Genomic DNA, 14,143 nt, shown 5'->3' on the forward strand with positions numbered 1-14,143 from the left:
GCTCACCCGAAGTCCGGCGCGAGCAGTTCGGTGATCCGCCGGGAGGCACGGCGGGCCTCGGTCGCGGGGTCCGCCCCGCCGAGCACCTTGGTCATGTAGCCCTTGATCGGGTTGTCGGCCTCGACCGCCGGCCAGTCCGGGGAGTGGGGGGTCGCCCGTCCCTGCGCGGCTCCCGCCGCCATGGCGGCGACCCCCTCCGACCCGGCGACCGCGCCCGCCAGCGTGGTCTTGTTGGGCACGTAGTTCATGGTGCGGGCCAGTTCGGTGTCCCACTTGGCGCCGGCGAGGGCGCCGACCACGGCGGTCGCGTCGTAGGGCCGCTCGGTGTTCTGCGGTACGACGAGATCGGAGCCGCCGGTGAAGACGGCGCCGGGGTGGTCGGCGGTGCGGCCCGGCACCGGGAAGTAGCCGATCTCGTCCTTGAGTTCGGGGTTCTCCTGCACGATGGACTGGGCGAGGCCGGGCACCGCGACGAGCTGTGCGACCTGACCGCCCGCGAACACCTGGGCCTGGGGCGGGTGTTCCTCGTCCGCGTCCACGGGCCCTTTACCGAGGGACTGGAGCCGCCGGTAGAAGTCCATCCCGCGCAGCGCCGCCGGGCTGTCCAGCGCGCCCTTCCAGCCGGCGTCCGTCTCCTCGGCGAGATCACCGCCCTCGTCCCAGACGAACCCGGAGAGCGTGTACCAGTCCTGTCCGGCAAGGTAAATTCCCTGATTTCCGGCCGAGTTGAGCTTCCCGGTGTCGGCCAGCCACTCGTCGCGGGTCTTCGGCGGGGAGGTGATGCCGGCCTTCTTGAAAAGGTCCTTGCGGTAGATGACCACGCGGTTGGCGGCGTACCAGGGGATGCCGTACTGACGGGAGTCGTCCCGGCCGGGTTCGGCGAGGCCGGGCAGCCAGTGCTCCTTGCCCCAGTCCCGCATCGACTCCAGGGTGAGGTCGGTGAGCCGGCCGCCCTCGACGTACTGCGGGACCTGGGTGTTGCCGACCTCGATGACGTCGGGAGCGTCCGCGGAGTCGGACTTGAGCGCCGCCTGCACCTTGTCCACGATCCCGGTCCACTGCTGGATACGGATGTCGAGACGGATGTCCTTGTGGGTGCGCTCGAAGTCCGCGGTGAACCGGCGCAGGAACTCCGGCGAGGCGCTGTTCTGCATCAGCCACACCGTGACGGTGTGCCGGCCGCCCGATCCGCCGGGCAGGACGCCACAGGCGCTGAGCAACGCGGCGGACACACAGACGAGGGCGAGCGGGCGACGACGTCTCACGAGGGGTTCCTGTTCTGTCTGGCGGACAGGGGAGAAGGCCCGACGTGGGGGAACGAGCACGGGTGCCCGTACGGGTGTACGGGATTTTGGTATGGACCAATGCGCAGGGTCAAGGGCGCAGGCTCAATGGCCGATCAGGCGGTGACCCTGGCGATGAAGGCCGTGAGGTTCGCGACGGTCCGCTGGATCTTCTCCTCCAGGGTGAGCGACTCCGGCAGGCGCGCGCCGACGCCCGCGTCCTTCCTGCCCCGTACGTACAGCGGACAGGCCAGGTCGCTGCATATGTAGACGCCCACGGAGTTTCCCTGCTGCCCGGCCTTGCCGGCTTTCGCGGCGACCATCAGCGAGACGCCCCCGGTGTGGGTGGTCAGGCATATCGAGCACATGCTGCGCCGCGTCTGCCAGGAGGTGGCGGTGGAGGAGCGCAGGGCCAGTGCCACCGGGCGGCCGCCCAGCTCGACGGCGAGGTAGGCCCGGTCGGGGGCCTGGGGGTCTCGCCAGCCGAGGAAGTCCAGGTCGTCCCACGGCCGGTCGGCCAGGTCGTGGGGGACGGACAGGCGCTTGGCCGCGCCCTTGGTGCAGTTCACGAAGGCGGTGCGGATCTCCCGCTCGTTCAGGGGTCTCATGAGCGGCAGACTAATTTGCCTATAGACTTTAGGCAAATGCATTATGGTTGTCGCCAGTCAGGAGGAAAGTTATGGCTAGAGCAGGGCTGACCCCGGAGCGGCTGACCGTGGCGGGGGCGAAGCTGGCCGACGAGGTCGGCTTCGACCAGGTGACCGTCTCGGCGCTCGCCCGTCGGTTCGACGTCAAGGTCGCGAGTCTGTACTCGCACCTGAAGAACTCCCAGGAACTCAGGACCAGGATCGCCCTGTTCGCCCTGGAGGAGCTCGCCGACCGGGTCGCCGACGCCCTGGCCGGGCGGGCCGGCAAGGACGCCCTGGCCGCCTTCGCGGACGCCTACCGCGACTATGCCCAGGAGCACCCCGGCCGGTACGCCGCCGCCCGGCTCCGGCTCGATCCCGAGACGGCGGCCGCCAGTGCCGGGGTGCGGCACGCCCAGATGACACGGGCGATCCTGCGCGGCTACGACCTGACGGAGCCGGACCAGACGCACGCGGTCCGGATGCTGGGCAGTGTCTTCCACGGCTACGTCAGCCTGGAGCTCGCCGGGGGCTTCGAGCACAGCGCCCCCGACGCACGGGAGTCGTGGGCCTGGATCGTGGACTCCCTCGACGCCCTGCTGCGGAGCCGGGCCGCATCCTGACCGTCGGTTGTCCGATGCACCGCGCGTCGCCGCCCCTGGACCATCCGTCCCTATTTCGTCAACAGGCTGAGGCAATGAGCACCGAACACGAGTGGATCACCACACCCGTCACCGTGGACATCCTGCGCGGCTTCCTCGACGTGGAGGCGACCCCGCTCGGTCTGCTGCCGCATCGGCTGCCCGCCCGGGCGCGCCGGCAGATCCCCGACAACCAGCTGGCCCTGGCCGAGGCCCAGCCCTCCGGCGTGCGGCTGGTCTTCCGCACCCGGGCCACCACCGTCGAACTGGACACCCGGCCCACCAAGCGGGTGTACCGAGGGTTCCCGGCCCCGGCGGACGGCGTGTACGACCTGCTGGTCGACGGCCGCCTCACGGCCCAGGCCACGGTGGCCGGCGGAAACGTGCACACCATCACCGACCTGTTCACCCAGTCCGCCGAGCTGACGGAGGGGCCGGCCGGCACCGCCCGGTTCACCGGTCTTCCCGCCGGTGACAAGGACGTCGAGATCTGGCTTCCGCACACGGAGGTCACCGAGCTGATCGCGCTGCGCACCGACGCCCCCGTCGAGCGGGCACCGGAGAGCGGGCGCAGGGTGTGGCTGCACCACGGCAGTTCCATCAGCCATGGCTCGAACGCCACGCATCCGACCGCCGTCTGGCCGGCCCTGGCAGCCGCGCGGGGCGAAGTGGAGCTGGTCAACCTGGGGTTCGCCGGCAGTGCGCTGCTGGACCCGTTCACCGCGCGTGCCATGCGGGACACCCCCGCGGACCTGATCAGCCTGAAGATCGGCATCAACGTCGTCAATGCCGACGCGATGCGCCTGCGCGCCTTCACCCCCGCGGTGCACGGCTTCCTCGACACCCTCCGCGAGGGGCATCCGACCACGCCGCTGCTGGTCGTGTCCGCCCTCCTGTGTCCGGTCCAGGAGGACACTCCCGGGCCGCTCGCGCCCGACTTCGACGGCGGAACCCTGCGGTTCAGGGCGACCGGCGATCCGGCCGAACGCGCCGCCGGGCGCCTGACGCTCAACGTCATCCGCGCCGAACTGGCCCGGATCGTCGCACAGCGGGCGGCCGACGACCCGAACCTGCACTACCTCGACGGCCGTGATCTGTACGGCGAGCGGGACTACGCGGAGTGCCCGCTGCCCGACGAGGTACACCCCGATCCGGCGGGGCACCGGCGCATCGCCGAGAACTTCGGACGGCTCGCGTTCGGCACCGGGGGCCCCTTCGCCGTCAAGACCGGCTGACCGGCGACCGGCGACCGTGAGCACGATCGTCGACGCCTCGCGCTCCGCCTCCGGATGGGGCACCTTGGAATGACGACGAGAGGAGCATCCCGATGCCGAACCACACCTACCGGGTCACCGAGATCGTCGGCACCTCGCACGAGGGCATCGACCAGGCCATCCGCAACGGTGTCGCACGCGCCAACCAGACCCTGCGCAACCTGGACTGGTTCGAGGTGACACAGGTCAGGGGCCAGATCGAGAACGGGCAGATCGAGCACTACCAGGTGGGCCTGAAGGTGGGCTTCCGCATCGACGACGAGGACTGACGCCCACGGGACCGGGGTCGCGCGGGGCTCAGACCCACCGGGTGGCATCAGAGCCGCCCGGCGGCCTCAGACCCACGGGGCGCAATCAGACCCACCGGACGGGCTCAGGTCCGCCCCTCCCCCTCCTGGGCCTGCTCCAGCGCGGCCGAGCCGTCGGCCCAGCGGGCCCGAACCACGGTGAACCCGGCCCGTTCGGCCTCGTCGCACACCAGCTCGTCGTCGTCGACCAGGACGCGGACCTCACGTCGTTCGGCGAGGCGGCGCAGGATCTCCAGCTTGGTGTGCCGGGCGGGCCGGCGGTCGGCGTTGCGCCGCATGTGCACCCGCCCCTCGGGCAGCCCGTGCGCGGCAAGCCAGTCCAGGGTGTCACGCCGGCAGCGGTCGGGCCGCCCGGTGAGATAGACGATCTCGCACTCCCGTGCGGTCGCCACGGCCAGCGCGATCCCCTCGGCCAGTGGCGGATCGTGCGGCGCGGCCGCGAAGAACGCGTCCCAGTCCCGGGGCCTGCACTCCAGGAACCGCTGCCGGTGCGCGGTGTCGGCGAGGGTGTTGTCGATGTCGAACACGGCGATCGGACGCTTGCTGCTCTCGGTCACGCGGCAACCCTAGCCGGGCACCGGCACCGTCCCTGGGCCCCGGACCGCTGATCGCTCATGGGATCCGGTGACCGTCGACGGCGTCCGCCTCCAGGTTCCACAGCAGCTGGTCAGGGCCTACGAGCGCGGTCTGCCGCGCCTCGGGGAGTGACCGGCGGCGGGAATCCTGGGGCCGCGCCGGTGTTGAACCCTCTGTGAACGCGCTGATCGCCCGGACCCGGTTCTCCGTCCTCGACCGTTCCCGCACCCGGGAGGGGCACACCCCCGGTGCGGCGCTGCGGGACACCGTGGCGCTGGCGCGGGAGGCGGAGGCGCTCGGGTATCACCGGTTCTGGGTGTCGGAGCATCACGGTGTGCCGGGGGTCGCCGGTTCGGCGCCGACCGTGCTGGCCGCCGCCGTCGCCGCCGCGACCCGGACCATCCGGGTGGGCACCGGCGGTGTCATGCTGCCGAACCACCAGCCCCTGGTCGTGGCCGAGCAGTTCGGGGTGCTGGAATCGCTGTTCCCCGGGCGGATCGATATGGGCCTCGGCCGGTCGGTGGGTTTCACCGACGGGGTCCGCAAGGCGCTGGGGCGTGACAGGGGCGACGCCGACGACTTCGCGGCGCAACTCGGCGAGCTGCTCGGCTGGTTCGAGGGCACCTCGCCGACCGGGGTACGGGCCCGCCCGGCCGAGGGGCTGCGGGTGCCGCCGTTCGTGCTGGCGATGGGCGAGGGCGCGGACATCGCGGCCCGTGCCGGGCTGCCGATGGTCATCGGTGATCTCCGCAACCGGGAGAAGATGCGACGCGGCATCGACCACTACCGCGACCGCTTCCGCCCCTCCCCCTGGGCGGCCGAGCCCTATGTCGTGATCTCCGGGACGGTGGCCGTCGCCGGCACCCGCGAAGCGGCCCGCCGGCTGCTCGTCCCGGAGGCCTGGTCGATGGCGTACTCCCGCACCCACGGCAGTTTCCCGCCGCTGCCCCCGGCCGAGGCGGTCGAGAGCAGGGCGATGACCGTGAAGGAACGCGGCTTCTACGAATCCGGACTCGCCGGGCACCTCGCCGGTACCGAGGAGCAGGTCGCGGACGAGCTGGAGACGGTCCTGAAGGAGACGGCCGCCGACGAGGTGCTGGTCACCACCAGCACCTACGACCGCCCGGCCCTGCTGGACTCCTACCGGCGGCTGGCAGGGATCGTGAACCGCTGATCAGACCGCGGCCGGTTTGTCCGAGCGGATGACGATCTCCCCGTCGGCCGCGTCCACCACCGCCCGGTCGCCCGCCGTGAGCTGGCCGGACAGCAGCAGGTCGGCGAGGCGGTCGTCGACCTCGCGCTGGATGGTGCGGCGCAGCGGGCGGGCGCCGAAGTCGGGTTCGTGACCGAGGTCGGCGAGCAACCCCGCGGCCGCGTCGGTGACTTCGAGGCCGACCTCCTGGGCGTGCAGGCGCCGCCGGGTGTGTTCCAGCAACAGGTCGACGATCTCCCGCAGTTGGCTGCGGTCCAGGCCGCGGAAGACGATGATCTCGTCGATCCGGTTGAGGAACTCCGGCCGGAAGTGCTGCTGCAGGGCCGGCATCACGGCCTCGCGGACCTTGGCGTAGTCCTCGGTCCCGGCGGCCAGGATGCGGTCGGCGCCGATGTTCGACGTCATGATGACGACGGTGTTCTTGAAGTCGACGGTGCGGCCCTGGGCGTCGGTGAGCCGGCCGTCGTCCAGCAGCTGGAGCAGGGTGTTGAAGACGTCCGGGTGCGCCTTCTCCACCTCGTCGAGCAGCAGCACGGCATACGGCTGCCTGCGCACCGCCTCGGTGAGCTGACCGGCCTCCTCGTGGCCGACGTATCCGGGCGGGGCGCCGACCAGCCGGGAGACCGTGTGGCGCTCCTGGAACTCACTCATGTCCAGCCGGATCATGCGGGTCTCGTCGCCGAACAGGGCGGCGGCCAGGGCACGGGCCAGCTCGGTCTTGCCGACACCGGTCGGGCCCAGGAAGAGGAAGCTGCCCACCGGACGGTTGGGGTCGCTCATGCCGGCCCGGGCGCGGCGGACCGCACGGGCGACGGCGGTGATCGCCTCGTCCTGGCCGACGACCCGTTCGTGCAGGTGCTCCTCCAGCTTCATCAGCCGCTCCCGCTCCTCCTCGGTGAGCTGGGCGACCGGGATGCCGGTGGTGCGGGAGACGACCTCGGCGATGTCCTCGGCGGTGACCTTGGGCGCGTGCTCCTCGGCCGTGCTCGCCTGCTCCAGCTGGGCCTCGGCCTCCTTGATCCGGTCGCGGAGTTCCTTGGCGCGCTCGTACTCCTCGTCGGCGACGGCCTGGTCCTTCTCCCGGTTCAGGGCGGCGATCCGGTCCTCGATGTCCCGGGTGTCGGTGGGCGGGGTCTTCGAGCGCAGCCGGACCCGGGCGGCGGCCTGGTCCATCAGGTCGATCGCCTTGTCCGGCAGGAAGCGGGAGGTGATGTACCGGTCGGAGAGCTCGGCCGCCGCGACGACCGCCTCGTCGGTGATCCGGACCTGGTGGTGGGCCTCGTAACGGTCGCGCAGCCCGCGCAGGATCTCGATGGTGTCGTCGACGGAGGGCTCACCGACCAGGATCGGCGCGAACCGGCGTTCCAGGGCCGCGTCCTTCTCGATGTGCTTGCGGTACTCGTCGATCGTGGTCGCACCGATCAGGTGCAACTCGCCGCGGGCGAGGGCGGGTTTGAGGATGTTGCCCGCGTCCAGCGACCCGTCGCCGCCCCCGCCGGCACCGACGACGGTGTGCAACTCATCGAGGAACAGCACCAGTTGGTCGCTGTGCTCGCGGACCTCGTCGAGGAGCTTCTTCAGCCGTTCCTCGAACTCGCCCCGGTACTTGGTGCCGGCCACCATCCCGGCCAGGTCCAGGGAGACCAGCCGCTTGCCCTCGAGGGTCTTGGGCACGTCCCCGGCGACGATCCGCTGCGCGATGCCCTCGACGATGGCGGTCTTGCCGACACCGGGGTCACCGATCAGGACGGGGTTGTTCTTGCTGCGCCGGGAGAGCACCTCGATGGTCTGTTCGACCTCGTCGTCCCGCCCGATCACCGGGTCCAGGCGCCCGGCCTGGGCGTCCTCGGTGAGATCACGGCCGTACTCGTCGATGGTCGGCGTGGTGCTCGGCTTCTTCCGCTCCGCCGCTCCCTCGGCCGGCATCCGGGCCGGCTCCCAGCCGCTCTCGCCGAGCGCCCGCCCGGCCGTCGACTCCGGGTTCGCGGCGAGCGCGCGCAGCAGGTGCTCGGGGCCGATGTAGGAGGCGCCCTCGGCGCGGGAGATCTGGTAGGCGTCGAGCAGGGCGCGCTTGGCGGCCGGGGTGAGGACGGTGGGCTCCGTCGTCCCGGCGCCGCCGTGGCCGGTGGTGAGCCGCTCGCGGAGGTGGTCGGGGTCCGCGCCGGCCTCGGTGAGCAGCCGCCGGGTGGAGTCGTGCGTGGTGGCCGCGGCCAGCAGATGCCGGGCATCCACCTCCTCACTGCCCTCGGCGGCGGCGAGGTCGCGGGCCTCGGCCACCAGCTCCCGCGCCCGTTCGGACAGCAGGCTGCCGATGTCGACGCGCTGCGGGCGGCGGGCCGGTGCGTCCGGTCCGGATCCGCCGAAGAAGCGGGACATCAGCTCGTCGAAGTCTTCGAAAGGAGTGCGTCCGAATCCGAAACCGGGAGAAGTCATGGGGCCCGGGCCTTTCTGCGATCAGCTCTGCGGTCGGCGGGATTCCGCATGTTCCAACCTCGCACAGGCACGCCGGGCCCGCACGGGGACGCCCGCCGAGATGCGGACCGGGCCGGGGCCGGTGACGCTGGTGAGGAAGCCTCAACCAGCGAGGAGGGCTGCCATGTCCATGCTGGACAAGCTCAAGGGGATGCTCAAGGGTCACGAGGACCAGGCCAAACAGGGCGTCGAAAAGGGCGGCGACATGATCGACCAGCGGACCGGAAACAAGTACCAGTCCCAGGTCGACATGGGCCAGCAGAAGGCCGACGACTACATCGACCAGAACCGGAACCGGAACGACCCTCCCCAGCCCTGACCGACCACCGCACGGGCTAGACTCGCGAGGTTTGTCCCTGCCCGGCGAGTCGGCCGTACGGAGTCTGCCCGATGCACAGCGCCCACGATGCGTATGTCCGCGTTCGTGGCGCCCGTGAGCACAACCTCAGGGGTGTCGACGTGGACATCCCGCGGGACGTGCTGGCCGTCTTCACCGGTGTGTCCGGCTCGGGGAAGTCGTCCCTGGCGTTCGGCACGATCTACGCCGAGGCCCAGCGGCGCTACTTCGAGTCGGTCGCGCCGTACGCGCGCAGGCTGATCCACCAGGTGGGGGCGCCGAAGGTCGGTGAGATCAGCGGGCTGCCGCCCGCGGTCTCGCTCCAGCAGCGCCGCTCGGCCCCCACCTCCCGCTCCTCGGTGGGGACGCTCACCAACCTCTCCAACTCCCTGCGCATGCTCTTCTCGCGTGCCGGGGACTATCCGCCGGGCGCGGAGCGGCTCGATTCCGACGCGTTCTCCCCCAACACGGCGGTCGGCGCCTGCCCGGAGTGCCACGGCCTGGGCCGGGTCCACCGGACGACCGAGGAGTCGCTGGTCCCCGACCCGTCGCTGTCGATCCGGGACGGCGCGATCGCCGCCTGGCCGGGCGCCTGGCAGGGCAAGAACCTGCGGGACGTGCTCGACGCGCTCGGCCACGACGTGGACCGGCCCTGGCGCGAACTGCCCGCCGAGGAGCGGGAGTGGATCCTGTTCACGGACGAGCAGCCGGTGGTCACCGTGCACCCGGTCCGGGACGCCGACCGCATCCAACGGCCGTACCAGGGAACGTACATGAGCGCCCGCCGGTACGTCATGAAGACCTTCTCGGACTCCAGGAGCCCGGCTCTGCGGGCGAAGGCGGAACGGTTCCTGAGCAGCGCGCCCTGTCCGGTGTGCGGCGGCAGCAGGCTGCGGCCCGAGGCACTCGCGGTGACCTTCGGGGGCCGTACGATCGCCGATCTGGCGGCCCTGCCCCTGACCGAGCTCGCCGGACTGCTCGACGGCGCCCCCTCGACGGAGACCGCGCGGGTGCTCACCGAAGACCTCACCTCCCGCATCGCCCCGGTCGTCGAACTCGGCCTCGGCTATCTGAGCCTGGACCGGGCGACTCCGACGCTCTCCGCGGGCGAACTCCAACGCCTGCGTCTGGCCACGCAGTTGCGCTCCGGGCTGTTCGGTGTCGTCTACGTCCTGGACGAGCCGTCGGCCGGCCTGCACCCGGCGGACACCGAGGCGCTGCTGACGGTGCTGGCTCGTCTGAAGGCGGCCGGGAACTCGGTGTTCGTGGTGGAGCACCACCTGGACGTGGTGCGCGGCGCCGACTGGCTGGTCGAGGTGGGCCCGGGCGCCGGTGAGCACGGCGGCCGGGTGCTGCACAGCGGGCCGGTGGCACAGCTGGCCGAGATCGCGGAGTCCGCCACCGCCCGCTACCTGTTCGCGACGGAGCCCGCTCCGGCCCGTCGACTCCGCTCTGCCTCCGGGTGGTTGAAGGTCGGCCCGGTCACCCGGCACAACCTGCGCGCGGTCACCGCCGAGTTCCCGCTCGGTGTCCTCACCGCCGTCACCGGGGTCTCCGGCTCGGGCAAGTCGACCCTGATCGGCGAGATCACCGAGGAGCTGGACGGGGTCGGCCGCCTGGTCTCCGTCGACCAGAAGCCGATTGGCCGCACCCCGCGTTCCAACCTGGCCACCTACACCGGCCTGTTCGACGTCGTACGGAAGGTGTTCGCGGCCACCGACCAGGCGCGGGAGCGTGGTTACGGCGCGGGACGGTTCTCCTTCAATGTGACCGGAGGGCGCTGCGAGACCTGTCAGGGCGAGGGTTTCGTCAGCGTGGAGCTGCTGTTCCTGCCCAGTACCTACACGCCCTGCCCGGACTGCGGCGGAGCGCGCTACAACCCCGAGACGCTCGAAGTGCCCTACCGGAGACGGAACATCGCCGAGGTGCTGGACCTGACCGTGGAGAGCGCGGCGGAGTTCTTCGCGGACACCCCGGCCGTGGCGCGCAGCCTGCGCACCCTGCTCGACGTGGGGCTCGGCTATCTGCGACTGGGGCAGCCCGCCACCGAGTTGTCCGGTGGTGAGGCCCAACGGATCAAGCTGGCCAGCGAGTTGCAGCGTGGTCGGCGCGGGCACACCCTCTACCTCCTCGACGAGCCGACGACGGGCCTGCATCCGGCCGACGTCGAGGTGCTGATGCGCCAGTTGCACGGGCTGGTGGACGCCGGGCACACGGTCGTGGTGGTCGAGCACGACATGGCGGTGGTGGCGGGCGCGGACTGGGTGATCGACCTGGGGCCGGGCGGCGGGGACCGGGGCGGCCGGATCGTCGCGGCGGGCCGGCCGGCCGAGGTCGCACGGGCCGAGGGCAGTGTCACGGGGCCCTATCTCTCCCGGTCCCGCTCGCGATGATCTTCAGGAACGGTTCAGGTTGCCCCTGGATTTTGGGCGTATGCATGGACACCACCCCCGCACCCCCGAAGCCGAGGGCACCCGCCGCTGGTTCATGAACAAGGCGTTGCTCGCCGGCGGTGCCGCCGCGCTGACGACCATGACCGGCTGCTCCAACGGCTCGTCCGACCCGTCGAGTTCGGCCTCCGGCGCCCCCACCGTCGGCATGCCCTCCGGCGGCCCCGCCGGGGCCGGCGGCATGGGCCCCGGCCAGTCCGAGGTCAAGTACCAGGACTTCGTAGGGCTCACCACGGACGGCAAGGTCGTCGACGGCCTGTACTCGGTCCACTCCACCGACGTCTCCACGGACAGGGTCGTCAAGGCCGCGCAGGCCTTCCTCGACGGTCTCAGCCAGAAGGAGCGCACCTCGTGCACCTTCGACGTGGACGACGACGAGTGGCTCGCCTGGAGCAACGTCGACGGCTACGAGCGCAAGGGCGTCCGGCTGGGCGACATCACGGACGCGAAGCGGGAGCTGGGCTATGCGCTGCTCGGCGCCGCGCTGTCCGCGAAGGGGCTCACCCAGACCCGCAACATCATGAAGCTGAACGCGTTCCTGGGCGACTACAACGGCGGCAACCGGGCGACGCTCACCGAGGGCGCCTACTTCTTCACCTTCATGGGCACCCCGTCCACCAGCAAGCCGTGGGGTTTCCAGTACGAGGGCCACCATGTGGCGATCAACTACTTCGTGCTGGGCGACCAGGTCGTGATGACGCCGACCTTCATGGGCTCGGAGCCGACCTCGGCCACCTACCAGGACGAGAAGATCACCCTCTTCAAGCCGGAGACGAAGGCCGGTCTGGCCCTGCTCCGCTCCCTCACCTCGGCCCAGCGGGACAAGGTGATCGACGCCGAGGTCGGCAAGTCCGGCACCGACATGAAGGCGGGCGCCGGCGCCGACAACCTCAAGCTCGCCTACCAGGGGCTGCCCGGCTCCGAGCTCACCTCGGCCCAGCGGGACAAGCTCCTCGACCTGGTCGGCGTCTACGTCGGTTACATGGACGACGGCCACGCCGGGGTGAGGATGAAGGAGGTGAAGGAACACCTGGACCAGACGTACTTCTACTGGCTGGGCGCGACCAAGGACACCTCGGCCTTCTACTACCGGGTGCACAGCCCCGTCGTCCTCATCGAGTACGACGCCCAGTCGCCGCTCGCCTACGGCACCAAGACCGGCAGCGGAGGGCAGCCTTCAGGGGGCCGGCCGTCGGGGCAGCCCACCGGGATGCCCACCGGCGGCCGGCCGGGCGGCGGTGCCATGGACGGTCCGGGCGGCACGCCGACCCAGCAGCACATCCACACCATCATCCGCACGCCCAACGGCGGCGACTACGGGGTCGACCTGCTCAAGCTCCACTTGGAGACCGACCACTGAGAGTCCTTGCCGGGGCTCACCAGAGCCGCGTGCGTCCAGGCCGGCCCGTGGGTCACCGGCTGGGCGGCGCGGGCGAGGGTGCGACGGTCCGGGTGGCGGCCGGCCGGTATCAGCGGCCGTATGTCCACCTCGGCCACCAGGCCACGGGTCGACACCACTCGCCACAGGGAGGCCAGCAGCGTGTCCTCGCCGACGTAGGCGGGCACGGTGCTGGCCTCGCCTGCTTCCAGCCGGTAGTGCAGCCGCACCGGCTGCACGGGCGCGCCGGCGTCCAGGGCGGCCTGGAACACGGCCCGGCGGAACCGGCCCTGGGCGCGGCCGCACCAGGTGCTGCCCTCGGGGAAGGCGACCACCGCGGCGCCCTCCCGCAGCGCGCCCGAGATGTGGCCGACCGTGTCCGGCAGCGCGCGCAGCCGGTCACGGTCGATGAACAGGGCCCCGGCGCCGGCCACCAGCGCGCCGGCCACCGGCCACTCGCGGATCTCCTTCTTGGCGAGCATCCGCGCGGGCCGTACGGCGGCCAGCAGCGGGATGTCCATCCAGGAGATGTGGTTGGCGACAAGGAGCAGCCCACCGGTGCCCTGGGCACTGCCGGTGGTCCGGACCCGGACCCCGGCGGCCCGGACGACCAGCCGGGAGAACCGCCGCACCCACTCGGTGGGAATCCGCCCGCCGAGCGGCAGCAGCACGATCGCGACCAGCATCAGGGCCACGACCGCGGCGAACCGCAGCACGGCGCGGGGCAGCACCGTGAGGGACCCCGCGGACTCCACGCACGCGCCGGGGGTGCACGGCGCGCTGGGCAGCCAGACGCTCATCAGGCCGGGACGAGCGAGAGGAAGTGCCGCAGATAGCGCGCGTTGACCCGGCGCATCGACAGCAGGACGTACATGTCGGCGACCCCGAAGTCGGGGTCGTGCGCGGGCTCGCCGCACACCCAGGCGCCGAGGCGCAGGTAGCCGCGGAGCAGCGCGGGCAGTTCGGTACGGCCCTCCGGGGCCGGCCCCTCGGGCACCCACGGGCGCAGCGGTCGTACCCGCAGCTCCTCCGGGGCGAGGTGCTTGGCCTGTACCCGCTCCCAGGCGGCGGCGGCGAGGGCGCCGCCGTCGGCGAGCGGGACGGAGCAGCAGCCGGCCAGCCACTCGTGGCCGCGGTCCACCATGTACCGGGCTATGCCGGCCCAGATGAGACCGATCACGGCGCCGTCGCGGTGGGCGGGGTGCACGCAGGACCGGCCGACCTCGACCAGTCCGGAGCGGATGCCGGCGAGCGGGCTCAGGTCGAACTCGCCCTCGGAGTAGAGGCGGCCGGCGACGGCGGCGCGCTCGGGCGGCAGCAGTCGGTAGGTGCCGACGACCTCGCCGGTCAGGGCTTCCCGGATCAGGAGGTGGTCGCAGAACGCGTCGAAGGCGTCCACGTCCAGCCCCGGTTCAGGCCCGTCGAGCCGGGCGCCCATCTCTCCGGCGAACACCTGGTAGCGCAGCCGCTGCGCGGCCCGGACGTCGTCCTCGTCACGGGCGAGCTGCACCAGATAGCCGGAGTCCCCGGGCGGGGCGGCGAGAGCAGGGGGTGAGGCGGGCATGGCGGTCATGGAGGTCTCCTG

13 protein-coding genes are annotated in these 14,143 nt (G+C 71.7%); 7 read left to right on the forward strand and 6 right to left on the reverse strand.

The genetic code is table 11. The features are described from left to right. Positions 1 to 2 precede the first annotated feature (2 nt). Together ACWGJB_RS00275 and ACWGJB_RS00280 are read right to left on the reverse strand one after the other, a co-directional pair. Complete coding sequence (locus tag ACWGJB_RS00275) at positions 3 to 1,265, reverse strand: extracellular solute-binding protein (protein WP_453378056.1); 1,263 nt, start codon at positions 1,263 to 1,265, stop codon at positions 3 to 5. A 134-nt stretch (positions 1,266 to 1,399) separates the two neighbouring features. Next, the gene (locus ACWGJB_RS00280; RefSeq protein ID WP_453378057.1) at positions 1,400 to 1,891 is read right to left on the reverse strand and encodes an FBP domain-containing protein; all 492 of its coding nucleotides are present in this window, start codon (positions 1,889 to 1,891) and stop codon (positions 1,400 to 1,402) included. Between the two features lie 71 nt (positions 1,892 to 1,962). Between ACWGJB_RS00280 and ACWGJB_RS00285 the strand changes: the two genes are divergently transcribed. The 3 genes from ACWGJB_RS00285 (at position 1,963) to ACWGJB_RS00295 (ending at position 4,093) form a co-directional block, all read left to right on the forward strand. Continuing rightward, positions 1,963 to 2,532: a TetR/AcrR family transcriptional regulator gene (locus tag ACWGJB_RS00285; protein ID WP_453378058.1), complete on the forward strand. Its 570-nt coding sequence runs from the start codon at positions 1,963 to 1,965 to the stop codon at positions 2,530 to 2,532. A 74-nt stretch (positions 2,533 to 2,606) separates the two neighbouring features. Beyond that, a complete protein-coding gene (locus ACWGJB_RS00290) occupies positions 2,607 to 3,785 on the forward strand; it encodes a GDSL-type esterase/lipase family protein (RefSeq protein ID WP_453378059.1) in 1,179 nt (392 codons plus the stop codon). 92 nt (positions 3,786 to 3,877) lie between these two features. After that, a complete protein-coding gene (locus ACWGJB_RS00295) occupies positions 3,878 to 4,093 on the forward strand; it encodes a dodecin (protein WP_360479596.1) in 216 nt (71 codons plus the stop codon). A gap of 104 nt (positions 4,094 to 4,197) precedes the next feature. On the opposite strand, the gene ACWGJB_RS00300 is transcribed toward ACWGJB_RS00295, so the two are convergent. Beyond that, entirely contained in the window at positions 4,198 to 4,689 is a 492-nt protein-coding gene (locus tag ACWGJB_RS00300; protein ID WP_453378060.1) for a phosphatase domain-containing protein, read from the reverse strand. Positions 4,690 to 4,883: 194 nt separating this feature from the next. Here ACWGJB_RS00300 and ACWGJB_RS00305 point away from each other — a divergent pair, with 194 nt between their 5' ends. After that, the gene (locus tag ACWGJB_RS00305; RefSeq protein ID WP_453378061.1) at positions 4,884 to 5,882 is read left to right on the forward strand and encodes an LLM class flavin-dependent oxidoreductase; all 999 of its coding nucleotides are present in this window, start codon (positions 4,884 to 4,886) and stop codon (positions 5,880 to 5,882) included. On the opposite strand, the gene ACWGJB_RS00310 is transcribed toward ACWGJB_RS00305, so the two are convergent. Continuing rightward, complete coding sequence (locus tag ACWGJB_RS00310) at positions 5,883 to 8,354, reverse strand: ATP-dependent Clp protease ATP-binding subunit (protein ID WP_453378062.1); 2,472 nt, start codon at positions 8,352 to 8,354, stop codon at positions 5,883 to 5,885. It abuts the gene before it with no gap. Positions 8,355 to 8,517: 163 nt separating this feature from the next. Here ACWGJB_RS00310 and ACWGJB_RS00315 point away from each other — a divergent pair, with 163 nt between their 5' ends. From ACWGJB_RS00315 to ACWGJB_RS00325, 3 genes are all read left to right on the forward strand, one after another. Continuing rightward, complete coding sequence (locus ACWGJB_RS00315; RefSeq protein ID WP_453378063.1) at positions 8,518 to 8,712, forward strand: antitoxin; 195 nt, start codon at positions 8,518 to 8,520, stop codon at positions 8,710 to 8,712. Positions 8,713 to 8,783: 71 nt separating this feature from the next. Then, the gene (locus tag ACWGJB_RS00320; protein ID WP_453378064.1) at positions 8,784 to 11,123 is read left to right on the forward strand and encodes an ATP-binding cassette domain-containing protein; all 2,340 of its coding nucleotides are present in this window, start codon (positions 8,784 to 8,786) and stop codon (positions 11,121 to 11,123) included. A 40-nt stretch (positions 11,124 to 11,163) separates the two neighbouring features. After that, on the forward strand, positions 11,164 to 12,540 hold the full coding sequence (locus tag ACWGJB_RS00325) for a DUF3500 domain-containing protein (RefSeq protein ID WP_453378065.1): 1,377 nt from the start codon (positions 11,164 to 11,166) through the stop codon (positions 12,538 to 12,540). On the opposite strand, the gene ACWGJB_RS00330 is transcribed toward ACWGJB_RS00325, so the two are convergent. After that, a complete protein-coding gene (locus ACWGJB_RS00330) occupies positions 12,495 to 13,358 on the reverse strand; it encodes a lysophospholipid acyltransferase family protein (protein WP_453378066.1) in 864 nt (287 codons plus the stop codon). The two genes, ACWGJB_RS00325 and ACWGJB_RS00330, sit on opposite strands and share 46 nt — an antisense overlap. Then, positions 13,358 to 14,131, reverse strand: coding sequence for a GNAT family N-acetyltransferase (locus tag ACWGJB_RS00335; RefSeq protein ID WP_384471716.1), 774 nt, complete (start codon positions 14,129 to 14,131; stop codon positions 13,358 to 13,360). The genes ACWGJB_RS00330 and ACWGJB_RS00335 overlap by 1 nt, the downstream gene beginning before the upstream one ends. Positions 14,132 to 14,143: the final 12 nt, after the last annotated feature.

The organism is Streptomyces sp. NPDC054813, assembly GCF_053611365.1.

Coding starts and splice junctions, on each gene's coding strand:
- ACWGJB_RS00290 (WP_453378059.1), top strand. CDS start 2,607: ATGAGCACCGAACACGAGTGGATCACCACACCCGTCACCGTGGACATC.
- ACWGJB_RS00315 (WP_453378063.1), top strand. CDS start 8,518: ATGTCCATGCTGGACAAGCTCAAGGGGATGCTCAAGGGTCACGAGGAC.
- ACWGJB_RS00280 (WP_453378057.1), bottom strand. CDS start 1,891: ATGAGACCCCTGAACGAGCGGGAGATCCGCACCGCCTTCGTGAACTGC.
- ACWGJB_RS00330 (WP_453378066.1), bottom strand. CDS start 13,358: ATGAGCGTCTGGCTGCCCAGCGCGCCGTGCACCCCCGGCGCGTGCGTG.
- ACWGJB_RS00295 (WP_360479596.1), top strand. CDS start 3,878: ATGCCGAACCACACCTACCGGGTCACCGAGATCGTCGGCACCTCGCAC.
- ACWGJB_RS00285 (WP_453378058.1), top strand. CDS start 1,963: ATGGCTAGAGCAGGGCTGACCCCGGAGCGGCTGACCGTGGCGGGGGCG.
- ACWGJB_RS00325 (WP_453378065.1), top strand. CDS start 11,164: ATGCATGGACACCACCCCCGCACCCCCGAAGCCGAGGGCACCCGCCGC.
- ACWGJB_RS00335 (WP_384471716.1), bottom strand. CDS start 14,131: ATGACCGCCATGCCCGCCTCACCCCCTGCTCTCGCCGCCCCGCCCGGG.
- ACWGJB_RS00310 (WP_453378062.1), bottom strand. CDS start 8,354: ATGACTTCTCCCGGTTTCGGATTCGGACGCACTCCTTTCGAAGACTTC.
- ACWGJB_RS00320 (WP_453378064.1), top strand. CDS start 8,784: ATGCACAGCGCCCACGATGCGTATGTCCGCGTTCGTGGCGCCCGTGAG.